Annotated in this window: 20 protein-coding genes and 8 tRNA genes; 13 read left to right on the top strand and 15 right to left on the bottom strand. The window is 70.3% G+C overall.

Translation table 11 applies throughout. The features are described from left to right. Positions 1 to 247 precede the first annotated feature (247 nt). Positions 248 to 580: a YnfA family protein gene (locus tag ACWD5O_RS32985; RefSeq protein WP_354966881.1), complete on the top strand. Its 333-nt coding sequence runs from the start codon at positions 248 to 250 to the stop codon at positions 578 to 580. Positions 581 to 1,025: 445 nt separating this feature from the next. After that, entirely contained in the window at positions 1,026 to 1,223 is a 198-nt protein-coding gene (locus tag ACWD5O_RS32980) for a hypothetical protein (protein ID WP_354966882.1), read from the top strand. Between the two features lie 67 nt (positions 1,224 to 1,290). Here ACWD5O_RS32980 and ACWD5O_RS32975 read toward each other — a convergent pair whose 3' ends face one another. From ACWD5O_RS32975 to ACWD5O_RS32955, 5 genes are all read right to left on the bottom strand, one after another. Beyond that, complete coding sequence (locus ACWD5O_RS32975) at positions 1,291 to 2,559, bottom strand: MFS transporter (RefSeq protein ID WP_450087687.1); 1,269 nt, start codon at positions 2,557 to 2,559, stop codon at positions 1,291 to 1,293. Beyond that, positions 2,559 to 3,980 (bottom strand): FAD-dependent oxidoreductase, encoded by a 1,422-nt coding sequence (locus tag ACWD5O_RS32970; protein ID WP_450087686.1) that lies wholly within the window; start codon positions 3,978 to 3,980, stop codon positions 2,559 to 2,561. The genes ACWD5O_RS32975 and ACWD5O_RS32970 overlap by 1 nt, the downstream gene beginning before the upstream one ends. A 75-nt stretch (positions 3,981 to 4,055) precedes the next feature. Next, positions 4,056 to 4,553 carry an N-acetyltransferase family protein gene (locus ACWD5O_RS32965; RefSeq protein ID WP_450087685.1) on the bottom strand — a complete coding sequence of 166 codons (498 nt, stop codon included), beginning with the start codon at positions 4,551 to 4,553 and terminating at the stop codon, positions 4,056 to 4,058. Continuing rightward, positions 4,553 to 4,882 (bottom strand): ArsR/SmtB family transcription factor, encoded by a 330-nt coding sequence (locus tag ACWD5O_RS32960; RefSeq protein ID WP_450087684.1) that lies wholly within the window; start codon positions 4,880 to 4,882, stop codon positions 4,553 to 4,555. The genes ACWD5O_RS32965 and ACWD5O_RS32960 overlap by 1 nt, the downstream gene beginning before the upstream one ends. 10 nt (positions 4,883 to 4,892) lie before the next feature. Further along, complete coding sequence (locus tag ACWD5O_RS32955; protein WP_450087683.1) at positions 4,893 to 6,143, bottom strand: M28 family metallopeptidase; 1,251 nt, start codon at positions 6,141 to 6,143, stop codon at positions 4,893 to 4,895. Between the two features lie 508 nt (positions 6,144 to 6,651). On the opposite strand from ACWD5O_RS32955, the gene ACWD5O_RS32950 reads away from it, so the two are divergent. Then, positions 6,652 to 7,029 carry an ArsR/SmtB family transcription factor gene (locus tag ACWD5O_RS32950; protein ID WP_354966888.1) on the top strand — a complete coding sequence of 126 codons (378 nt, stop codon included), beginning with the start codon at positions 6,652 to 6,654 and terminating at the stop codon, positions 7,027 to 7,029. Here ACWD5O_RS32950 and ACWD5O_RS32945 read toward each other — a convergent pair. Further along, positions 7,001 to 8,113, bottom strand: coding sequence for a flavin-containing monooxygenase (locus ACWD5O_RS32945; RefSeq protein WP_450087682.1), 1,113 nt, complete (start codon positions 8,111 to 8,113; stop codon positions 7,001 to 7,003). The two genes, ACWD5O_RS32950 and ACWD5O_RS32945, sit on opposite strands and share 29 nt — an antisense overlap. Before the next feature lie 62 nt (positions 8,114 to 8,175). On the opposite strand from ACWD5O_RS32945, the gene ACWD5O_RS32940 reads away from it, so the two are divergent. From ACWD5O_RS32940 to ACWD5O_RS32920, 5 genes are all read left to right on the top strand, one after another. Then, positions 8,176 to 8,505 carry an ArsR/SmtB family transcription factor gene (locus tag ACWD5O_RS32940; protein WP_354966890.1) on the top strand — a complete coding sequence of 110 codons (330 nt, stop codon included), beginning with the start codon at positions 8,176 to 8,178 and terminating at the stop codon, positions 8,503 to 8,505. Positions 8,506 to 8,711: 206 nt separating this feature from the next. Further along, on the top strand, positions 8,712 to 9,413 hold the full coding sequence (locus tag ACWD5O_RS32935; RefSeq protein WP_450087681.1) for an arsenate reductase/protein-tyrosine-phosphatase family protein: 702 nt from the start codon (positions 8,712 to 8,714) through the stop codon (positions 9,411 to 9,413). 237 nt (positions 9,414 to 9,650) lie between these two features. Then, positions 9,651 to 10,058, top strand: coding sequence for an arsenate reductase ArsC (locus tag ACWD5O_RS32930; protein WP_450087680.1), 408 nt, complete (start codon positions 9,651 to 9,653; stop codon positions 10,056 to 10,058). Between the two features lie 175 nt (positions 10,059 to 10,233). Continuing rightward, on the top strand, positions 10,234 to 11,310 hold the full coding sequence (gene arsB, locus ACWD5O_RS32925; RefSeq protein ID WP_450087679.1) for an ACR3 family arsenite efflux transporter: 1,077 nt from the start codon (positions 10,234 to 10,236) through the stop codon (positions 11,308 to 11,310). Positions 11,311 to 11,445: 135 nt separating this feature from the next. Next, entirely contained in the window at positions 11,446 to 12,090 is a 645-nt protein-coding gene (locus tag ACWD5O_RS32920; RefSeq protein WP_450087678.1) for an arsenate-mycothiol transferase ArsC, read from the top strand. Positions 12,091 to 12,320: 230 nt separating this feature from the next. Here ACWD5O_RS32920 and ACWD5O_RS32915 read toward each other — a convergent pair whose 3' ends face one another. After that, entirely contained in the window at positions 12,321 to 13,913 is a 1,593-nt protein-coding gene (locus tag ACWD5O_RS32915; protein WP_450087677.1) for an FAD-dependent monooxygenase, read from the bottom strand. A gap of 436 nt (positions 13,914 to 14,349) precedes the next feature. On the opposite strand from ACWD5O_RS32915, the gene pdxR reads away from it, so the two are divergent. The 5 genes from pdxR (at position 14,350) to ACWD5O_RS32890 (ending at position 21,147) form a co-directional block, all read left to right on the top strand. Next, positions 14,350 to 15,789: a MocR-like pyridoxine biosynthesis transcription factor PdxR gene (gene pdxR, locus ACWD5O_RS32910; protein WP_450087676.1), complete on the top strand. Its 1,440-nt coding sequence runs from the start codon at positions 14,350 to 14,352 to the stop codon at positions 15,787 to 15,789. Between the two features lie 495 nt (positions 15,790 to 16,284). Beyond that, a complete protein-coding gene (locus ACWD5O_RS32905; RefSeq protein WP_450087695.1) occupies positions 16,285 to 16,869 on the top strand; it encodes an NAD-dependent epimerase/dehydratase family protein in 585 nt (194 codons plus the stop codon). Between the two features lie 146 nt (positions 16,870 to 17,015). Further along, on the top strand, positions 17,016 to 18,248 hold the full coding sequence (locus ACWD5O_RS32900; protein ID WP_450087675.1) for an MFS transporter: 1,233 nt from the start codon (positions 17,016 to 17,018) through the stop codon (positions 18,246 to 18,248). A gap of 37 nt (positions 18,249 to 18,285) precedes the next feature. Then, positions 18,286 to 19,113 carry an HAD family hydrolase gene (locus ACWD5O_RS32895; protein ID WP_450087674.1) on the top strand — a complete coding sequence of 276 codons (828 nt, stop codon included), beginning with the start codon at positions 18,286 to 18,288 and terminating at the stop codon, positions 19,111 to 19,113. Between the two features lie 879 nt (positions 19,114 to 19,992). Then, the gene (locus ACWD5O_RS32890; RefSeq protein WP_450087673.1) at positions 19,993 to 21,147 is read left to right on the top strand and encodes a serine hydrolase domain-containing protein; all 1,155 of its coding nucleotides are present in this window, start codon (positions 19,993 to 19,995) and stop codon (positions 21,145 to 21,147) included. 250 nt (positions 21,148 to 21,397) lie between these two features. Here the strand turns inward: ACWD5O_RS32890 and ACWD5O_RS32885 are convergent. From ACWD5O_RS32885 to ACWD5O_RS32850, 8 genes are all read right to left on the bottom strand, one after another. Beyond that, positions 21,398 to 21,472: transfer RNA gene (locus tag ACWD5O_RS32885), tRNA-Cys, on the bottom strand. A gap of 5 nt (positions 21,473 to 21,477) precedes the next feature. After that, positions 21,478 to 21,550: transfer RNA gene (locus ACWD5O_RS32880), tRNA-Arg, on the bottom strand. A 1-nt stretch (position 21,551) separates the two neighbouring features. Next, positions 21,552 to 21,625 (bottom strand) — tRNA-Ser (locus ACWD5O_RS32875). Position 21,626: 1 nt separating this feature from the next. Then, positions 21,627 to 21,700, bottom strand: a tRNA-His gene (locus tag ACWD5O_RS32870). 20 nt (positions 21,701 to 21,720) lie between these two features. Beyond that, positions 21,721 to 21,792: transfer RNA gene (locus ACWD5O_RS32865), tRNA-Val, on the bottom strand. A gap of 5 nt (positions 21,793 to 21,797) precedes the next feature. Further along, a tRNA-Ser gene (locus ACWD5O_RS32860) sits at positions 21,798 to 21,882 on the bottom strand. Between the two features lie 5 nt (positions 21,883 to 21,887). Next, positions 21,888 to 21,951 (bottom strand) — tRNA-Asn (locus ACWD5O_RS32855). 9 nt (positions 21,952 to 21,960) lie between these two features. Further along, a tRNA-Glu gene (locus tag ACWD5O_RS32850) sits at positions 21,961 to 22,031 on the bottom strand. Between the last annotated feature and the right edge of the window lie 23 nt (positions 22,032 to 22,054).

Genomic DNA, 22,054 nt, shown 5'->3' with positions numbered 1-22,054 from the left:
TCGCATGCGCGGCATGCTGCGTGCTGCCGCTGCTGCTGGCGGCCGGGCTCCTCGGCGGTGCCGGCTGGGCCGCCGCCACCCGGGCGATGCCCGGCGTCGCGGTCGGTTTGGCAGTCGCGGCGGGCGTCGCCTGGTGGTGGGCGGCCCGGCGGGGCCGGCACCGCACCGGATGTGCTGGTGGGAGCTGTGCCTGCGCCGAACCGCCTACACATCGGTCGCCGGAGGAGACCTCGGTAGGTTCCTCGTCGTGACCCTCGCGCGTTCCCTCGTCTTGTTCGTCCTGGCTGCGCTGGCCGAGATTGGCGGGGCCTGGCTGATCTGGCAGGGCTGGCGGGAGCATCGCGGGTTGCTGTGGATCGCTGCCGGGATCGTGGCTCTCGGTGCGTACGGTTTCGCGGCGTCGTTGCAGCCGGACCCGAACTTCGGCCGGATCCTGGCCGCCTACGGCGGAATCTTCGTCGCCGGCTCCCTGGCCTGGGGCGTCGTCGTGGACAAGTTCCGCCCAGACCGGTGGGACATCACCGGCGCGGTGATCTGCCTGATCGGCGTCGCCGTGATCATGTACGCGCCGCGCGGGTGACACCGCCACGAACCCGCTGCCAACTGCTTGCCAGCCGACGTACCAACTTCAGGCCGCGCCGGAATTGCCGATCTGGCGAACAGAGCTTCGGCAGCATCCAGCAACGTTCGCGTCAGCCGATAGCCCGGACGGCCCGGGCCAGACGCGGCGTCCCGTTCTAGTCAGCCAGCAGGAGTGGGACCATGGTCGGGCATCCCGTCGGTCGGGACGAATACAGCAGGTAGCGAATACAGCTCACCTGCAAGCCCTCGCCTCGACCTGACTCCTGCCGACGTACCAACGCTCGACCGTCAACCGTGGGGCCCGGCGCGGCGACCCGCCGCTGCATCCGCATGCCGCAGGAGACGAACGCCAGTTTCCAACCCTGTTCCCGCAGCTCTGACTTGGTAAGGCAGCCGGACCGGTCGTATCACCAGGCGCCTAGGAACGACGTACCGTCGCTTGGGTGGACGTGTTGCTGCGCGGCGGGCCGGGTGACGGCCAAGTGGTCCGCGGCGGCGGGGAGAACGTCCTGTGGCAGGCGTGCCTGTACGAGATCACGTCCGAGGTAGCTCTCCGTCGCGGACGTGATCTGCGGGTGTACCGACACCGCCCCGATTGCTGCGAGCCGCACGGGCGAGGCTCCGAGGACAAGTGTGAGTGACGCTGTTAGACCCGACGCCCGTGTGGCCGTGTAGCGGTTCGGCCCGGGCGCGTATGGGTTGATCGCCTCAGGTCTGGGCGGTGAAGGGTTGTGGCGCAGGGGTTCTCGCTCGGGTGGTCATGCGGATGGCGGCGAGTGCGCAGCAGGTGGCGACGGTGGTGAGCAGCAGTGTGTATCCGCCAGCGGTGTGCAGGAGGACGGCGGCTGCCAGGGGTGCGGTTGCTTTGGCGATGGTGACGGGGGCGGCGAGGCGTCCGGCGATGGTGGCGTAGGCGGTGGTGCCGTAGCGGTCGGCGAGTAGGGCTGGGGTGGCGAGGCTGGTGATGCCGAAGCCGAGTCCGAAGCCGACGACGGTGATGACAGCGCCGGTGCGGGTGTCGGCGAGCAGGGGCATCGTGAGGACGGCGGCGGCCTGGGTGGCGAAGACGGCGGCCACGATGGTGGTGACGCGTAGGTGTCGGCGGGCGGCGGTGAGGACGAGTCGGCCGGTGACCGACAGGACGCCGAGCAGGCCGGTGGCGGTGGCGGCGAAGGTGGCGGGGTGGCCGCGGCTGATCAGGTAGCCGACGAGGTGGACGGTCATGGTGCTGGTGGCCGCGCCCTGGGCGATGAAGGTTGCGGCCAGGACCCAGAACCGGGCGTCGCGCATCGCGGCCTTGACGATCGTGCGCCGCTGGGCGTGGGCCGGCGGTGTGGGGTCGACAGGTCCGGTCGTCGCTGTCGACCGGGGTCGGCGGACGGTGAGTGCGTGCAGGGGCACGGTGATCAGGCCGTGGATGACGGCGAGGACGAGGAGCGCGTCGCGCCAGCCGAGGTGTGCGGCCAGGAGGCCGGTCAGCGGCATGAAGATGGTGCTGGCGAAGCCGGCGACGATGGTGACGGCCAGCAGGGCTGTGGCGCGTCGGTCCGGGGTGAACCAGGCGATGATGACGGCGAAGGCTGGCTCGTAGAGAACCATCGCGCCGGTGATTCCGATGCCGATCATGACGGCGTAAAGCTGGCCGATGGTCTGCACCTGGGACCAGGCGACGAGCAGGGCGGTCGCGGCGATCGACCCGATGGTCATCAGCGCGCGCCCGCCGCGGTGATCAAGCCACCGGCCGACCGGGATGGCCCTGAGGGCGCCCGCGAGGACGGAAACGGTGAGCGCGCCGGTCACGGCGGTGGTGGAGGCGCCGAGGGTGGCGGCCATGGGACGGAGCAGGACCGGGTAGGCGTAGTAGAGGGTGCCGTAGCCGACGGTGGAGGTGATGGCGAGGGCGGCGACGATTCGCCAGCCGTGGCCGTGGTGCCCGCCGACTGTGGGGTCGGCGGGCACCCGCGTGGTGCTGGGCATCAGCTGCCGCAGCAGCCGCCGGCCTGACCGCCAGCGGGGGCGGCGTCGAGGGTGACCAGGTTCAACGGTGCGGACAGCAGACCCCCGGAAATGCCGGTGGCCAGCCCGCGCGCTGCCGGCTCGGCGGCGGTGGGCGTCGGCCCACAGCAGCTGTCGCCGGTGGCGGAGTCGGCGGGGTTGCTGCTGCAGACGCCGGTTTCGGGCAGGTCGAGCTGGACGTCGCGGGCGACGGTCCAGTCGCCGGCGAGGGCCGCGACGACGGAGCGGACCTGCTCGTAGCCGGTGGCCATCAGGAACGTCGGCGCCCGTCCGTAGGACTTCATGCCGACGGCGTAGTAGCCGGTCTCCGGGTGGGCGAGCTCGTTCACGCCGTGCGGTGGCACCGTGCCGCAGGAGTGCTCGTTCGGGTCGATCAGCGGCGCGAGGGCGCGGGTGGCGCCCAGCACCGGGTCGAGGTCCAGGCGCAGCTCGGCGGCGATCGAGTGATCGGGGCGGAAGCCGGTCGCGGCGACGATCCGGTCCACCGCCACTGACTCCTCGCTGCCGTCCGCATGCCGCACGACGACGGTCACCCGCCCGCCTGTCGGGGTGAGGGCGTGCACGGAGAAGCCGGTGAGCAGCCGGATCCGGCCGGCGTCGACGTGCGCGCGCAGCCGTGAGCCCAGCGCACCGCGAGCCGGGAGGGCGTCGGCGTCCCCGCCGCCGTACGTCCGCGCCGGCGAGGTCGTCCGGATCGCCCAGGTCACGTCGGTGTCCGGCGTGGATTCGGCCAGCTCGGCCAGGGATAGCAGCGTGTTCGCGGCGGAGTGGCCGGCCCCGACCACGAGGGTGTGCCGACCGGCGAAGCGGTCCCGGGCCGCGCCAAGGACGTCGGGCAGCGCGTGCTCCAGGAACGAAGCGACAGTGGTCTCGCCGCGGGCGGGCAAGCCGGACGCGCCCAGGACGTTCGGCGTGCCCCAGGTGCCGGACGCGTCGATCACGGCGCGGGCGAGGAGCTCGTCGCCGTCGGCGAGGCGGATCAGGAACGGCGTGGACTCACGGCCGGCGGTGCGCAGCCGGTCCAGGCCCAGGCGGCTGATGGCCTCGACCCGGGCGCCGTAGCGCACGTACGGCTTGAGCTGTGGCAGCTCCGCGAGGGGCCGGAGGTAGTCCCCGACCAGCTCCGCTCCGGTGGGCAGAGCTTCCGGGTCGGGGGCGAGCCAGCCGGCCTCGTCGAGGATCCGGCGGGCGGCCGGGTCGATGTTGTAGCGCCACGGGGAGAACACCCGCACGTGCCCCCACTGCCGCACCGCCGCACCGGCGGTGTCGCCGGCTTCGAGGACGGTGAAGGCGATGCGCCGCTCGTGTAGGTGCGCGGCGGCGGCCAGGCCTACCGGGCCGGCGCCGATGACCACGACGGGCAGCTCGTTCAGGGCGCTCATCAGTCAAACTCCTCTGTGTTGATAACTGTCGAATCAAGTAGGTAGACGGGCCCCGCTTGCAGGGGCGAGGGTTGGTCAGGTGACGGCGGGGCTGCGCCGCTCGAGCAGAACGACGTCGCGCCAGCGGCCGTGGTGGCGACCGACCCGCTCGCGCACACCGATGACCCGGAAGCCGGCCCGCTCGTGCAGGGTGAGGCTCGCGGCGTTTTCGGGGAAGACTCCGGACTGGATGGTCCAGATGCCGGCGGCTTCGGTGGAGGCGATCAGAGTGTCCAGCAGCAGTCGGGCGACGCCGCGGCCCTGCGCGGCGGGGTCGACGTAGACGGAGTGCTCGACCACACCGGCGTAGACCGCGCGGCCCGAGATGGGTGCGACAGCGATCCAACCGATCACCGTGTCGTTTCCGTCGGTCGCCACGAAGCGATGCTCGGGCAGCTTCGCCGCGTTGAAGGCCGCCCAGGTGGGTGCGGTCGTCTCGAAGCTGGCGTTGCCGGCGTCGAGTCCGGCCTGGTAGATGGCCAAAACCCGGTCGGCGTCGGCGTCCCGCAGGGGGCGCACCGAGATGTCGGCCATCAGCAGGCTCCGTTCGGGTGGGGGGCGGGTCGGCCAATGACCACGTCCGCGGCGGAGGGGAAGCAGTCGACGCAGGCGTCGTTGATCCGGTAGTGGCGGGCGGTGCCGACCGGCTCGACGAGGACGAGCCGCACCTCGGTGAGGATCTTCAGGTGCTGCGAGACGGTGGACTGCGCCAGGCCGACGGCGGCCACGATCTCCCCCACGCTCATCGGCCGGGCGTGCCGGGCGAGGTACTCCACGATCTGCACCCGGGTCGGGTCGGCCAGTGCCCGGAACCACGACGCGTACGTCTGCGCGGTGGCTCGGTCGAGCAGCTCGGCCACCACACCACCCCCTTCATCGTTTATCGCCGATTGACGATGAAAGTGTAGCGGGTGCGGGCGCGGCGAGGGACACGGTCGCGACAACCAGGCGGGCGATGGCCGTCAGGGTGTGCGGGTCGACGCGATCCGGGGTGTCGGTCGGGCTGTGGTAACCGGCCATTCCCGCACCGATGCCCACGGCCGCGAGCCCGGCGGCGCCGTAGCGGCGGTTGTCCGACGCCACCGGCCCGGCAGTGAGGGCAAGGCCGGTGTGTCGACCGGCTTGGTCGAGCAGGGCGAGCAGTCGGTGGGCGGGCCCGCCGGCCTCGACCGCGGCGGCCTGGTCGAGGCGGCCGGCGCCGTCGACGTTGATGACCAGCGGATTGCCGCCGCCGGCACGCAGTTGGAAACTGTGGTGGGCGGATCCCAACGCCCCGATTTCCTCGGCGTCGAGCAGCGCGACGGACAGTCCGAGGTCGTCGGGGAGTACGGCGGACAGGACCCGGGCGGCCTCCAGGACCACGGCGACGCCGCTGGCGTTGTCGGACGCGCCGGGCTGGCGCAGGCCGGGGTGGTCCCCCACCCCGTCGTAGTGAGCGGTCAACCGCAGCTCCACCGTGCGGGGCGAGGGTGGGCCGAAGGTGGCGTAGATGTTGACACCGGTGGCGTCGGCGCGGCGCAGCGGGGTGTTTGCGCTCATCCAGCCCTCACCGGCGGCGTCCAGGACGACAGGGTGCGTGCGCGGGTCCAGCGTCAGGACCGGCAGGGGTCCCGGGTCCGGGCCCGCGAGGGTTGTGTACTGCCATCCGTCGGCGTCGACGGCGCGGCTCAGGAGCAGACCGGCGGCCCCTCGGGTGTCCCGGTAGGCGTCGAACAGGCTCATCCCCGCTGGCACCACCAGCCAGCGGCCGGTGGGGTCATCGCTACCAGCCACGCCCAGCAGGCCGCGCCTGACCTCGATGGTGTCGGCGGAAGCCGGGTGGATCGACACCTCACGACCGAAGGTCAGATCCGCCGACCCGGCGCCGACACCCCATGTGACGGTCGGTGCGGCGTAGATGTCCGGCACGGCTCGGACCGGGAAATCGTCGGTGTCGACCCTCGCGCCGAGCGCGGTGAGGTGGTCGGCGAGCCAGGCGCGGGCCGCGGCCCCGCCCGGTGTGCCGACCCGCCGTCCGGCGAAGTCGTCTCCGGCCAGGGCGGCGACGCTCGTGGTCATCCGCCTGGCGGACACGGCCGCGAGCCGCGCCGCCATGGCCGCGGGCGGGCCGGCTGCCGTGGTCATCCGCAGCACCCCTGCCCAGTGCGCACGGCGTCAGCCTTCGCCGTGGTGCCGCAGCATGAGTCGGCCGCCTCGGCGGCCCGTTGGGTGCCGCAACACGGGCCGCCGGTCGCCGCTGTCTCGCCAGCGGGCGGGAGGATCGAGCCGACCCCCTGCGCGGGGCTTCCGCAACAGGAACCCGACCCGGTCACGGCCAAGGCGGCGGCCGGGTCGCCGGTGAAACCGCCGGCTGCCCTCTGGGTGTTCTCGCTCATCACGACGTCCCTTCCCTTCCTGGTTACCGTGAGCCGGTCAGGGTGTAGTAGCTGGTGCGGAGGTGGTCGTAGCTACGCTGCGCGCGCTGCGCAGCGGTGGTCGCCGTGGCGCAGGAGTCACAAAACCGCGCTCCCGCTCGATCCACCGCTGAGCGCCGACCTCTGGAGAACATGACAGTCCCTTCCCGCGACGTCTGTCTTGACGTCCGTCTAAGCAGAGAGTTGCACGTTGATTAGAAGGATGTCAACCTAGAGGCATGTCAAAGCAAGGCGCGCCCCTCGCTCTCGTGGATCTGACCGCTGACACGCCATGCTGCCCACCACTGGCTCAGCGGCGGGTGCCGGCCGAAACCGCAGCAGTGCTTGCTCCGGCCTTCAAGGCCCTGGGCGACCCGGTGCGGCTGCAGCTGATGTCGATGATCGCCTCGGCGGAGGGCGGGGAGGCGTGCGTCTGCGACCTCACTCCCGCCTTCGACCTCACCGGGCCGACCATCTCGCATCACCTCAAGACGCTGCGCGAGGCCGGCCTTGTCGACGCCGAGCGACGCGGGACGTGGGTCTACTACCGGGCCCGCCCGGCCATCCTGCGCCAGCTCGCCGCGCTGCTCACGGTCGAACCGACCCCCGCTGCGTAAGGCGCGTCCGGCGCCGCAGCCCTCCGTGCAGGGCGCGGGTGAGGGCGGTGACGACGTGGATGGCGTCGCGGCCAACGCCGCGCAGAGTGTTGGACGAGAACGACCGCTGGAACTCCAAACCGAGGTAGACCAGCCCGGGGTGGGTGGTGGAGACACCGCCCGCATGCCGGGGCAGACCGTCGCGCTCCAGGGTCCCGAGTGCAGCGAGGTATCCGAGGTTCGGACGGTAGCCGGTCGCGAAGATCACCGTGTCGACCGCCTCGTCAGTACCGTCAGGCCAGATGACGCCGTCGGCGGTGAAGGCGGTGAACATCTCCCGGCGGGCGAGCAGGCCCGAGGCGATGGCGGCGCGGTAGACGCCGGTGTCGAGCACTGCGGCGTGGCGGACGAGTCGGGTGAGCACCGCCCGGGGCAGGAGGTCCGCGCCGGTGACGTGGATCCAGTGGTGCAGGTCCCGGCCGCGGATGCGCTGGGGCATGAACTGGATCGGCGCCCGGGTGGTGAGGGTGACCCTCGCATGTGGCGCGAGCTCGTAGGCGACCTGGATGGCAGAGTTCCCGGCGCCCACGACGAGGACCCGCTTTCCGGCGTAGGGCTCGGCTCCTCGGTAGTGCGCGACATGTCGCACCTCGCCGACGTAGGTGTCTCGGCCGGGCAGCACCGGCAGGTACGGGTTGCTGAAGGAGCCGCTCGCGGCGACGACGCCCGCCGCGGCGATCTCGTCGCCGCTGTCGGTCTGGACGAGGTAGCCACCGCCTGGGCGTGGGTGCACAGCGGTGACCCGGGTGCCGGTGCGGATCTCGGCGTCGATGCTCCCGGAATAGCGGCGCAGATAGGCGACGACCTCGTCGCGGGCCGGGTAGCGGTCGGGGTCTGCGCCGTCGAACGCCATGCCGGGCAGCGAGCTGTATCGGGCCGGGGAGAACAGGGTGAGGCTGTCGTAGTAGTCGGGCCAGGACCCCACCGGCGCGGCGCCTGCCTCCAGGACGACGGGACGCAGGCCAGCGGAGAGGGCTGCGCGAGCGGCGACGAGACCGGACTGGCCGCCACCGACGATGACGACGGGTTCTGAAGAGGTGATCACTCCAACATCATATCGTCGTTTTGTTGAATGACAATATGATGATGATGCGAGAAGGTGGGGCCATGGATCAGCCAGAGCCCGCAGCGGTGGCGCCCGGCGCCGGACCAACCGGGCTGGCGCCGGACACGCAGGAGTTCCTCAAGGCGCTGGGCAGCCCAACGCGACAGCGGATCATGATGCTGTTCTCCCAAGGCGCCGAGCTGTCGGTCGGGGAGGTCGCCGAACGCACGGGCATCAGCCAAGCGACGGCGTCGCAGCAGCTGACGCTGCTGCGCCGGGGGCGGATCGTGACCTCACGGCGCGAGGGGAAGACCGTGTACTACCGCGCCGACCGCAACGGCGCCGTCGCGGCGCTGGCCGAGCTGCAGTCCTATCTCATGACTTGCTGCTGACCCGAAGGCGGAGACGCCAACGACACCACTCCCCCAGCTGGTCGCCCATCGGCGCGAACCACCCACGGAAGCAGGCCCTGCCAGATCCAGGAGTCAGCCTGCCCCGGCCCAACCTCCACCCGGCCCGGCGCTCTCAGCGTGCCCCCATCGACCACTGCCTCGTCGTCATTTGACAACGCCACAGTAGCTCAGTATTAATTGACTCAATGACTACTGAGCTAGATTCCCTGCAGGGGCGGGCCCGCGTCCATGCCGCGCTCGGGGATCCGGCGCGCCTGGCGGTCGTCGACGCGCTCACCCTGGGCGATGCCTCCCCTGGTGAGATCGCCCAGGAGCTGGGGATGCCGACGAATCTGGTCGCCCACCACGTCAAAGTCCTCACCGAAGCCGGGCTCGTTGTTCGCGGCCGGTCCGAGGGAGACCGCCGTCGCACCTATCTGCGGCTGCGGCCCGAGGCCCTGGCCATGTTGATGCCGGCGCCGTTGCCCGAGGCGGGTCGGGTGGTGTTCGTCTGCACCCACAACTCCGCCCGCTCGCAGCTCGCCGCCGCCCTCTGGTCCGACCGCACCCACACCCCAGCGGCGTCCGCCGGAACGAAGCCCGCCGAGCGGGTTCATCCGCGCGCTGTCGCCGTGGCCCACCGGCACGGGCTGCGGCTGAACCCGACCGGCACGGCGCACGTAGCGGACATCGTGCGCGACGGCGACCTCGTCATCGCGGTCTGCGACAACGCCCATGAGGAACTCACCGGCCCCGCCGCGCCCCGGCTGCACTGGTCGGTGCCCGACCCGGTCCGTGTCGACACCGACGCCGCGTTCGAGGCCGCGTTCGCCGACCTCGCCGCCCGTGTCGAACGCGTCGCCCCCATCGTCGCCCCCGCCGCGAGTTCGGCCAGCCGCGATGACTGACACCAGCCCGTACGTGCGCGATGAACGAGCGCAACCCGGCGCCCAACCGCACCCCGCAAGAACCAAGTCGCAGCACGGTGAGGCGGAAACGTATCGGAGCCTGGTGAATACCTCGCGTTCCGCCAGCCGTTACCAGCGGCTCGACCGCAACAGCGACCCCGCCCGCGCCCTGGCGGCGATTCCCGACCAGGCACTAATCAACCGGCCCGGCGCCCCGTGCTGCAAGGAAGGCTCCTGATGTCCACCAAGCCCAGCGTTCTGTTCGTCTGTGTGCACAACGCCGGCCGCTCCCAGATGGCCGCCGGCTGGCTACGCCACCTCGCCGGCGACACCGTCGAGGTCCGCTCCGCCGGCTCCGCACCGGCCGAGACGGTCAACCCCGCCGCGGTGCAGGCCATGCGGGAGGTCGGCATCGACATCACCGCCCAGATCCCGAAGCTCCTCGAGTACGCCACGGCCGAGTCCTCGGACGTCATCGTGACCATGGGCTGCGGTGACACCTGCCCGGTCTTCCCCGGCAAGCGCTACGAGGACTGGAAACTCGACGACCCCGCCGGCAAGGGCGTCGAGTCCGTACGCCCCATCCGCGACGAGATCCGCAGCCGGGTGGAGAAGCTCCTCACCGAGCTGCGCCCCGTTCTCTGACCCTGACCGCACCGCCCGCCCGGCCACTGGACCTACCACCGGCTGCGGCCGGCAGCGGTCCACGCACTCGGCCAGGGCCTCGCCGCCCTCGCCCACCAAGCGCCACCGGCGCCGAGGGCAGACGGCCCAGTGGACCGGACGCACCCACCCCGGAACCAACAGAGGAACCGACCACATGACGACATTGGCCACACCGGCGCGCACCACCCCCCGGCTCTCGACGCTGGATCGGCTCCTGCCGGTATGGATCGGCGCCGCCATGGCCGCCGGGCTGCTCCTCGGCCGGCTGATCCCCGGTCTCGACGATGCCCTCGACCATGTCAAGATCGGCGGGATCTCCGTACCCATCGCCCTCGGTCTGCTGGTCATGATGTACCCGGTCCTGGCCAAGGTCCGCTACGACCGCCTCGACACCGTCACCTCCGACCGGCGCCTACTGATCTCCTCGCTGGTCATCAACTGGCTGATCGGCCCCGCAGTCATGTTCGCCCTGGCCTGGCTGCTCCTACCCGACCAGCCCGCGTACCGCACCGGCCTGATCATCGTCGGCCTCGCCCGCTGCATCGCCATGGTCATCATCTGGAACGACCTCGCCTGCGGCGACCGGGAGGCCGCCGCCGTCCTGGTCGCGCTCAACTCCGTCTTCCAGGTCCTCGCCTTCGGCCTGCTCGGCTGGTTCTACCTCACGGTCCTGCCCGGCTGGCTCGGCCTGGAGCAGGCCGGACTGTCGGTTTCCGGATGGGACATCGCCGGCAGCGTCCTGGTCTTCCTCGGCATCCCGCTGGCCGCGGGCTACCTCACCCGCACGTTCGGCGAACGCGCCAAGGGCCGCGACTGGTACGAGGCGACGTTCCTGCCCCGGATCGGGCCGGTCGCCCTGTACGGGCTGCTGTTCACCATCGTGTTGCTCTTCGCCCTGCAGGGCGACGCGATCACCGCCCAGCCCTGGGACGTCGCCCGCATCGCGCTCCCCCTCCTCGCGTATTTCGCGATCATGTGGTTCGGCTCGTTCGCTATCGGTCGGGTAATCGGCCTGGACTACGAACGCACCACCACGCTCGCCTTCACCGCGGCCGGCAACAACTTTGAACTCGCTATCGCCGTGGCGATCGGCGTGTTCGGCGTCACCAGCGGCCAGGCCCTCGCCGGAGTCGTCGGGCCACTGATCGAGGTGCCGGTCCTGGTCGCTCTCGTCTACGTCAGCCTTGCCGCCCGCCGCCGGTTCTCTCCCACCGGAGTCACCAATGCCTAGCTGGGCTCCGGCTCCGGCCGCCAGCGGCGCGAGGTCGCCGGTCGGTAGCCGTTCGGAACCAGCTACTCCGGCGGCAGGCCCCACCCGGATCACGACGGCTCATTGGCCAGCGGCTGGCACCGTAGGAACCCCGTGATGGACGGCCCGTTCGACGGTGCGGACACCCGGGATGTCGACTACGTGCTCGGGCAGATCGGGAAACGGCTCTCAAGTCGGTTCACCGGCGTGTTCGGCCCGGAAACCGTCGAACGGTACGTCTTCGAGTCCTACATGTACCTGCACCGAACCGTCCGCCTCCAAACCCACCTGCCCGCCCTGGCAGAGAACTTCGCCGGCGAACGACTCACCGCCCTGGCGCAGGCCGAAGGCAGCATCGACAAACCCGTACCCGAGGTGCTGTTCCTCTGCGCCTACAACGCCGGCCGTTCCCAACTCGCCGCCGCACTCGCTGACCGGTACGCGCAAGGCAAGGTGCACGTGCGGTGCGCGGGCTCGCACCCGGCGCACTGGCTGGACCAGAACGTCACCGAGGCGCTCGGCGAATGGGGCGTCGACATCAGCCGGGCGTACCCCAAGCCCCTGACCTCGGACATCCTCGACGCGAGCGACGTGATCGTGACCATGGGCTGCGGCGACGCCTGCTCAGTCCTCGCCGGCAAGCGCTACCTCGACTGGGACATCCCCGACCCCGCCGGACGAGACCTGCCCTTCGTCCGAACCGTCCGCGACGACATCGACGCCCGCGTGCGAGCGCTGATCGACGACCTCACCCTGAGTTGATCTCAGAAAGCGCGAGGGCTGACAGGCGACTGTTCTGTTCGTGTGCGGGCACAACGTAGGCCGCTCCCAGATGGCCTCCGGCTGGCTGCGCCCGCTTCCGGCAGTCCCGCACGGACGGACGGGGTTCCACCGACCGGCAGGCGCCACGCTCGTCGACCGGCTGACCTTGGCGGCGACTGCCACGCTGTCGCTGCTGCAGCACAGTGCGGCCGGTGACAGCAGCGAGCAGGTTACGAGCCGAGCCAGCGGTTCAGGTAGGCGAGCAGCCCGGTCAGGTTGGTGCCACCAGCCCGGTAGCCGATGTGCCCATCGGGACGGACCAGCAACACCCCCTTAGCGCCGGGGCCGAGACCCAGCCGCCGCAGCGCCGGAGCAGCGGACGTGGGGGCCGCTCCGGTGGCGTCGGGCTCGATCAGCCGGTGCACGGTGAGCTGATCCCGGGCCAACCCCGCGATGTCGACGGCCGGCCAGGCAGCGGATGGCCCGCACAGCAGCAGGTGCCATCCGGGCGTGGCGGTGAGCCGATGCAGTGTGCTGGCGTCTCCGGTGCCCGGCAGTGGGACGTCGGGCAGCCGGTCGCCGGGTCGTGGACCGGTGCGCGATGGGCGCGGCCCTTGCCACGACAGCGGGCTGTTCCGGTAGCTGATGCCCAGCTGCGAAACCGTCCGGAACGCGGAGGCCCGCACGAACCGGGACGCGAGCACGACCGGGATGAGAGCGGGGGCGATCCTGGTACGAGCGAACCGGACGGCCGGATTGGTGGACGTCGCGACAGTGAACGCCCGGTCGCTGAAGCGCAGCACCATCCGCCCGACCGGCGCCCGTTCCGTCTCGTAGGTATCCAACAGCGTCGAGGTGGCATCGCCCCGCAGGGCCTGGGCGAGTTTCCAGCCGAGATTGACGGCGTCCTGGATGCCGGTGTTCATGCCCTGAGCGCCGGCGGGGCTGTGGATGTGCGCGGCGTCGCCAGCCAGGAACACCGCCCCGGCCCGGTAGTGGGTGGCGGCGCGGTGGTGCAGCCGGAAGTTGGTCATCCAGACAGGATCACGCAGGCGCACAGTCGCATCGGTGTACGTGTCGGCGAGTGCCTGCACCTCATCGAGGGTGACCGGGGCGTCTGATGAGACCACCTCGGCGGGTGGCCGCATGACCAACAGGCGCCAGGTGCTCGGGTGACCGAGTGGGAAGAAGAACAGCATCCCCCGCCCGGACAAGAAGACGTGCGCCGCCCCAGTGTCGAGGCCGTCGGCCTCCAGGTCAGCTAGGACGAACGTCTGCGGATACGCAGCGCCCTCGAATCCGATTCCGGCGAGGTGCCGCACGGCGCTGTGCGCGCCGTCGCAACCCACCACGAACCGGGCCGCCACCCGCTCCGCCCGGCCGTCCCCATGCCGCACCGTCGCCACCGCACCGTCGGCGGCACGGTCCAGACCAACCAGCTCCACACCCCGTTCAATGTCAAGCCCCACCGCCGCGAGGTGCTCCCCCAGGATGCGCTCGGTCTCCGCCTGCGACAGGAACAGCAGATACGGATACGCGGTTCCGGACAAACCCAAGTCGAACAGCGGCACGGCACGCGCCCGCCCCCGCGCGTGCAGACACAGCCGCACCGCGCGGTTCCCGACCGCCACCAGCTCCTCGGTCACCCCGAGACTGGCGAGGACCTCCAGAGTGCGGGGCTGAATCGCCAGGGCACGGGACTCGTGAACCCGGTCGAGCGAACGATCTACCACCCGGACCCGCACACCCAAGGCAGCCAACTGCCCGGCCATGGCGAGTCCGGTTGGCCCCGCCCCGACCACCAGAACCTCGACGGCCCTCACCGGACATCGACCCGGCGAGAGCCGACGATCGCGACCGGTGCTGTCAGCGGACCGGCCGAGGTCCCGAAGGCGATCACGTAATCAATGCCGACCATCCAGATCCCCCGGCTCGACGCGCGACTGCCCCGTCTCGACCCGACGGTAACCCCATATCGCCAACAGCATCACGGACGCGATCCAGCCCGCGGCCAGCGGCGCACACGCCTCACCGATTGAGGTGGCCAAGGTGGGTGGCTCTCGGCGGTTCGCTGCCAGGCGCGCCGTTCTGGGTCGGGCGCCGGGCGTGTGGTGGCCGGGGACCAGCTGGGTGGGCACGTGGGCGAGTTTCGTCCAGTCCAGGCGCGCGGTACGTGCTCGGGGAGCCGCTCCGTGCCATCGGTGATCGTCATGCCGGCGACGCTACGTGGTCGGTTGGACTGCGATATGGTCTGCTTTCGTGGCAGATTCGCGGGCCAATTCGGAGGCCAGATCAGCGTCGGTGTTCGGCGTCGACCTACATCTGGACCTGACCGGCCCCGGCCTGCGCGCCGGGCTCACGGACGCCCTGCGGGAGGCCATCCGGACCGGACGTCTGGTGCCCGGCACCCGGCTACCGTCGTCCCGCTCACTCGCAGCCGATCTTGGCGTCGCCCGCAACACCGTTGCCGACACCTACGCCGAACTGGTCGCCGAGGGCTGGATCACCGCCCGACAGGGCTCCGGAACGCGGGTGGCCAAGCGGGCCGAACCGCGCGGCGCGGCGCCCGCCGCCGCTCGCCCGAGGCCCGCCCAGCGCCGTCCCACGTACGGCCTGCTGCCGGGTTCGCCGACCCTCGCGGAGTTTCCCCGCACGCAGTGGCTCGCAGCAGCTCGTCGGGCTCTGACGGCGGCCCCGAACGATGCCTTCGGCTACGGCGACGCTCTCGGTCGAGTGGAGCTGCGTACCGCCCTCGCGGACTATCTGGCGCGGGCTCGCGGGGTGTACGCCGAGCCGGACCGGATCGTGATCTGCGCCGGTTTCCACCACGGTCTGACGCTGATGGCGCAGGTCCTGCGGGCACGGCGTGTGGCGGCGCTGGCAGTCGAGTCGTACGGCCTCGACGTCTATCGCGATCTGCTGACCAGCGCCGGCCTGCGTATCCCGCCCCTCTACGTCGACGAGCACGGCGCGCGCACCGACGACCTGGCGGGGTTGAACGCGGCGGGCGCGGCGCTGTTGACACCGGCGCATCAGTACCCGACGGGGGTCGCGTTGACCCCGCAGCGGCGCACGGCGGCGGTGGACTGGGCCCGCGCCACCAGCGGGCTGATTCTGGAGGACGACTACGACGGGGAGTTCAGATACGACCGCCAGCCGGTGGGCGCGCTGCAGGGCCTCGACCCGGAGCGGGTGGTGTACTTCGGCACGGCGAGCAAGTCGCTGGCGCCCGGGCTGCGGCTCGGTTGGATGGTGCTGCCGAAGGAGCTGGTCCCGGAGGTCGTGGCGGCCAAGGGGGACATCGACTACATGTCGAGCGCGCTGGAGCAGCTGACCCTCGCGGAGTTCATCGCCTCAGGCGCGTACGACCGTCAGGTGCGCTCGATGCGTGTGCGCTACCGGCGCCGCCGGGACGAGCTGGTCGCGGCGCTGGCTCAGCGGGCACCCGGCGTCCGCGTGACCGGGATGGCCGCCGGGCTGCAAGCGGTCCTCGAGCTCCCGCCCGGCACCGAGGGTTCGGTCGTCCAGGCGGCCGCCCGCCAGGGCCTGGCGGTGGCCCGGATGGCCGACTTCCGCCACGAGCTGGCCGACCCGGAATGGCAGTTGGCCGAGCGGGACGCCCTGGTGGTCAACTACGCGGCTCCCTCGGACAGCGCGTGGGCGGGAGCGCTGGACGCACTGTGCAGGGTCATGCCCTAGGCCAGACCCGGTCAGAGGGTTGCCGCGTCGCCAGTTTGGCGAGGTTGTGCCAGGCCGCCGTTCAGGTGCTGGCCTGGCCGCCGCACTTCGGGGTTTCGCAACGGCTGGCACTCGTAGATGCTCCGGATCAATGCCGGATTGGCCCATGGATCTGCCACGGAACTGGACCAGAGTACAGTGCCACCCGGCGCGTAACTTTGCGGCCGTGACCACGAACCAAGCACCAGCAAACGGACAACACCCCCAGAGCGCATAGCGCGCCTGAACTGGACGAATGTCTACCAAGCCATGACTGCCTCGACAGGCCCGCGCGTCCCTCCGTCCCATCACTGAGGGCGATCAGGGTCGGCGGCGGATGGCAGGACACCTTTCTCCCGCTGAGCGACCGGGCGTTACCGGCGCTGCTGTAGCGGGCCAGGCGTCGCGCGGACCGGTGTAGTCCGGCGGCGGCAGCGCACATAGCTCGACCTACCGAACTACGAATAATTGGGAGAAATGATGCGGGTATTTCTTGCCGGTGCGTCCGGCGTGATCGGGCAGCGGCTGATCCCCCGACTGGTTAAGGCGGGGCACGTGGTCGGTGGCATGACGCGATCGTCCGACAAGACGGAGCTGCTGGCGCAGCTTGGCGCCGAGCCGATCCTGTGCGACGTCTTCGACCGGGACGCCCTGATCCAGGCGGTTCGAGACTTCGAACCGGACGTCATCCTGAACGAGCTGACCGATCTGCCGGATGAGGTGGAGAGAATCGGTGATCATGCGGAGCTGAACGCTCGCATCCGGACCGAGGGCAACCAGAATCTGATCGAGGCGGCGCGGCAGAGCGGATCGCCGAAGATCCTGGCCCAAACCGTCGCCTGGCAGTTGCCGGACGGGCCCGACGCCCGGGCTGTCGCCGAGTTGAGGCGCGCCGTCCTCGCCGAGGGTGGCGTGGTACTGAGCTACGGACAGTTCTACGGGCCCGGCACCTACAACGAACAGCAGATCCCGGCCGAGCCTCGGGTCCAGATCGATCGGGCTGCCGAGCGCACGGTGGAACTGCTGGATGCACCGTCGGGCGTCGTCGTCATCACCGACTAGCGATCACGATCCGGCCGCCGTGCCGCGCCGAGTTCGGCCGTGGACCAGATCCGGGCCCGACGGCAGTGGCCCGGCGGCGGATTCCCCTTCCCACCTTCACCAATACTTCGGTCCGCGCATCGCTGCGGCCGCCCTATGGAGCTGTCATGTCCTCGATTCTGGGAACCATCGACGCGCCCTCGACCCGCCGGCGGCGCACTCTCCCCGCCGGACTGGCGTTGACAGGTACGGCGCTCGCGTTCACCAGCCTGTATCTCGCGGCGGGTGTGCTGACGCCCCTGCTGGTGCTCTACCGCCAGCAGTGGAACTTCGCACCGTCGCTGCTCACGCTGGCGTTCGCGGTCTACGCGATCGGCTTCCTCGCCGCCGTCCTCACCCTGGGGTCGCTGTCCGACCATGTCGGCCGGCGCCCGGTGCTGATCGGCGCACTGGTGATCCAGCTCGCGTCGAATGCCCTGTTCCTCGTCGCCCCCGATGTGAGCTGGGTGATCGCCGGGCGCATCGTGCAAGGTGTCGCCAGCGGCGCGGCGACGGCCGCCTTCACCGCAGCGCTCGTCGAACTCGCCCCGCCGAACAAGAAGAGACTGGGTACGATCCTCGGCAGTGTCGGCCTGACCGGTGGGCTGAGTGTCGGCTCCCTGCTGGCCGGTCTCGCCATCCAGCTCACGCCCAGGGCGAACTCGATCGTCTTCGCCGTCCTCGTCGTCCTCACGATTCTCGGCGCCGTCGTCATCGCCCTGTCTCCGGAGACCATGCCCCGCACCGCGGGTGCGCTCCGCTCGATGGTTCCGCGCGTCGCCGTCCCGCCCACCGCCCGAGCGGAGTTCGCCGCCGCGGCACCCGTGGTCGCCGCCGTCTGGATGCTCGCAGGTCTCTCCGGCGGGCTGGCCCCGAGCATGGTTCGCAGCGTCTTCCATCTGGACAGCGGCCTGCTCAACGGCGTGGCCGGGTTCATCGCGCCGGCGGTATCGGCCATCGTCGGACTGGCCTTCGCCCGCATTGACCCGCGGCGAGCGATGACCATCGGAATCTACGCGTCCCTCGCCGGGGCCATCGGCATCATCGGTGGAGTGTTCGCCGGAAGCCTGGCCATCATGATCATCGGGCAGGCCATCGCCGGTGTCGGCTTCGGCGCGTCCTTCACCGCCGCGCTACGCCTCATCTTCCCGCTCGCGGCAGCGCACCAGCGCGCGGGAGTCGTCGGCGGAATCTACGTCGTCTCCTACGTCGCCTTCGGGCTACCCATCGTCATCGAGGGGCAGCTCGTCGGCCCGCTCGGCGAGGTGCCGGCAGTCGTCTGCTACACCGCGTTGACCGTCCTCCTCACGCTGATCAGCCTCGCCGCCCAGACCCGCATCACACGGCGCACCCGCGGCTGACGGACGCAACGTAGGCAACCGACGAAGGACCTGGAAAGTGAACCAAACGGACCGACCCGATGCTGCCTCGTGGTTCGTCGCCCTGGACCTTGACGGAACCACGCTCCGCGAAGACGGCTCCATCAGCAACGCGGTGATCGAGCAGGTACGCCGGCTCGACGCGGCCGGCCATCACCTGGTACTCACCACTGGCCGCTCCTCCGCGACCACCAACCCGGTGCTTGATCAGCTCGGCATCGCGCCGCGGTTCCTGGTCTGTTGCAACGGCGCGGTCACCCTGCACCGTGACCCGGGTGCGCCAAGCGGCTACCGGCGAGAATGGGTGGAGTCCTTCGACCCGACCGAGGTGCTCCGGTCGATCCGCGCACACCTGGTAAACGTCCGGTTCGCAGTCGAGGACGAAGACGGCCGCTACCGGTACACGGAACCGTTTCCAGCCGCGACGACCGGTCTCGACAGCGAGCAGGCGAAGGTAGCGTTCGAGGAGTTGTGGAACCGGCCGGCCACCCGGGTCGTCGCGACTTCGCCCGGCCACGACCTGGACGACTTCCTCGCCGTGGTCGAGAAGATGGGCCTCCGCCAGGTGAGCTACGCCGTCGGCTGGACTGCCTGGCTCGACATCGCGGCCGAGGGCGTGAACAAAGCCACGGCCATCGAACGGGTACGCGCCGAACTCGGCATCCGGCGGGAACGGGTGATGGCCGTGGGCGACGGTCACAATGACATCGAGCTGATCAGTTGGGCCGCCGAGAACGGCCGCGGCGTGGCGATGGGTCATTCGCCCGTCGAGCTGATCGAAGCTGCCTGCGAAATCACCGGAACCGTACACGAAGACGGCCTCGCTCAGGTCCTGTCCACACTGTAGTCACCCCGCATGCTGCGACCGGCCGGAGCTGACTCCCTGCCAATCCTCCACACAGCGCGCTCTATCGCCCTATGGCCAGGCGGCTGCCGATTTCTTGGACGCTAACTCAGTGGCGATGCGGTTGGTGATGATCATCGGACAAGCTGCCGAGGTCATCGTTGCGTCCGACCTTGATCCGTGACCACTGGGCGGCGCCCCGGCCCGCGCGGCGATGCCGCCGGGCGCCCCCGCGCGGGAGCGCCACGTGCTGGCGTCGATGGCACAGGGGCGTTCAACGCTGGCATCGCCGGCGCGCTCGTGGTGACCGTCGGAACCGTGGAAAGCACGGCGCGAGCACCTTCGACAAGCTGGGGCTGCCCCAGGACGAGGCCGACAACCGCCGCGTCCTCGCGGTCCTGCGCTACCTGAGCTCGTAAGTCCACACCGACCCCTTCCCCGCGACGAGCAGTCGGCCACCCTGATCGCAGCGCTCGAGGGCAGCCTCCGGCTGCACCCCACCGAGACCGAGCCAGGCCTGTTCTCGCTGACCCGGGCACCGTCCGTATAGGACGGTTTCCAGAAATTCTGGCCTCCGACCCAGACCTAAACCGCAGGACCTTACGAACCACCCTCGGAATCAGGTTGCGAGTGATCTTGCGCGGATCGCAATTGCGCTGCCAGCCGCTGCCGGACATAGGTCTGTCAACAGTTGTATCGCGTCGGCTACGCGGTCTTTTTGTCGGGTAGTGGGGGCTAACCCCCATGTCGGGTCTCGGGTTTTCCGGCTGGTGCCGACATCGAAGCTCTTCGTACGGTTTGCGCACAGCCGCTTTTCCCGAAAGGAGCCTCAATGTGAGCGCACGTTCCGCAGTCCAGAGGACGGTGAGATGGCGGAGGGTCGTGGCAGCCGCGACGGCTGGCGCGGTGCTGGCCGCGGCGGTCGGCGGTGGGGCCGGGTCGGCCGCGCCGCCGACCCCGGATCACCGGTCCACGGCCACGGTGCTCCAGCACGGCCTCGGCGATCTGCACGACCTCGGCGTATCCGGGACGCAGGGCCAGGTCCGCGACGGAAACCGGGTGACCGTGGCCCGCAGCGGCGTGGCCGACCTGGACACCGGCGCGCCGATGCCGGTCGACGGTTACTTCCGGATCGGCAGCACCACGAAGACGTTCGTGTCGGTGGTGCTGCTCCAACTCGCCGGGGAGGGCCGGATCGGGCTGGACGACCCGATCGAACGCTGGCTGCCCGGTGTCGTCAACGGCAACGGCAACGACGGCCGGCACGTCACCGTACGCCAGATCCTGCAGCACACCAGCGGCCTCTACGACTCCACCAACGACCTCGCCGCGCTGCAGTCGGCCGACGAGTTCCTGGCGCACCGCTTCGACCACTACACCGAGGCGCAACTCGTCGCGATCGCGATGCGCCACCCGCCGCTGTTCGCCGCCGGCACGCACTGGAGCTACTCAAACACCAACTACCTCCTGGCCGGGATGCTCATCAAACGGGTCACCGGACACCTGTGGTACACCGAGGTACGCTCCCGGATCCTGATGCCGCTGCACCTGACCCATACGTTCTACCCCGGCGACCGGCCGACCCTGCCCCAGCCCCACGCCGAGGGGTACCGGCAGTTCGCGCCGGGCGGGCCGCTGATCGACACGACCGTCTTCAATCCGACCGTGACCGCATCGGCCGGCGGCCTGGTCAGCACCCCCACCGACCTGGCCCGCTTCTGGCAGGCGATGGCGCGCGGCCAGCTGTTGCGGCCCGGACAGATGGCCGAGCTGCACCAGACCGTGCTGGCCGACGGGTTCCAGGAAATCCGGCCCGGCATCCGCTACGGCCTGGGCATCATGTGGATACCCAACCGGTGCGGCGGCTCCTGGGCGCACGTCGGCTCCATGCCCGGGATGAGCACCCTCGCCGCGGTCACCCCAGACGGGCACCGCTCGACGGTCTTGTACCTGGCCACCGAGCTGGCCGACCCGGACCGGGCAAAGGCGGTCATACAGCGAGAGATGGCACTGCTCGACGACCTGATCTGCGGCTGACGGTCATCGGGGAAAGAACGGGAATTCGATGTACACCCGGTCGGCGGCGGCGAGGATCTTCGCGGCGTCGTCGACCGGGGGTGGATGTGTTGGTTGACGCGCCGCTTGACATCGGCGGCCGCCAGGCCCTGGCAAGAATCGCCGATCCGCGATCTGGTCGCAAGCCTCGGAGTCGAACCGAGCAGGCCGCCGTTATGAGCAGCAGCTGGACCCACGTCCGCCTGCGCCTCACTCCGCAGTGGATGGCATCTGGAGGCCGCAGCGGGATTCGAACCCGGCGTGCGCGGTTTTGCAGACCGCTCCCTGACCTCTCGGGCATACGACCGTGCGCGCCCCCGGACCGATTCGAACGGCCGGCCTGCGGTCCCGGAAACCGCTGCTCTATCCGCTGAGCTACGGGGGCATGGTGCAGGAGGAGGGACTCGAACCCCCAGGGCTACTGGTTTACAGCCAGCGCTAGACAGCCATCAGCACCTGCGTGGGGTGACTGGCGGGTACTGACCCCGCACCTCCGGGACCACAACCCGGCGCTCTACCACTGAGCTACAGTCACAACTTCGGCCATTCGGCCAGTGCCCGCGGAGAGATTCGAACTCCCGACCCTCGCTTTGTAAGAGCGACGCTCTCCCCCTGAGCTACACGGGCATGCGCGGAGAGGGTGGGATTCGAACCCACGAGGGCGCTTACGCGCCCCACGCCGTTTCCAACGGCGTCTCCTTGACCACTGGCCTCTCCATTGCTCCCCGCCTGGACTCGAACCAAGATCAGCCGGTTAACAGCCGGCCGCTCTGCCCTTGAGCTACGAGGGAATAGTCGCGCGTGCGGGGCTCGAACCCGCTTCGTCGCCTTGAAAGGGCGAGGGCCTACCCATAACCGAACGCGCGGTGCTGTGCCCCGAGCTGGTGTC

Source organism: Micromonospora sp. NPDC005161, assembly GCF_053599855.1.
The sequence above is the reverse complement of the archived record's forward strand: the minus strand, read 5'-3'. Positions and strand labels throughout refer to the sequence as shown.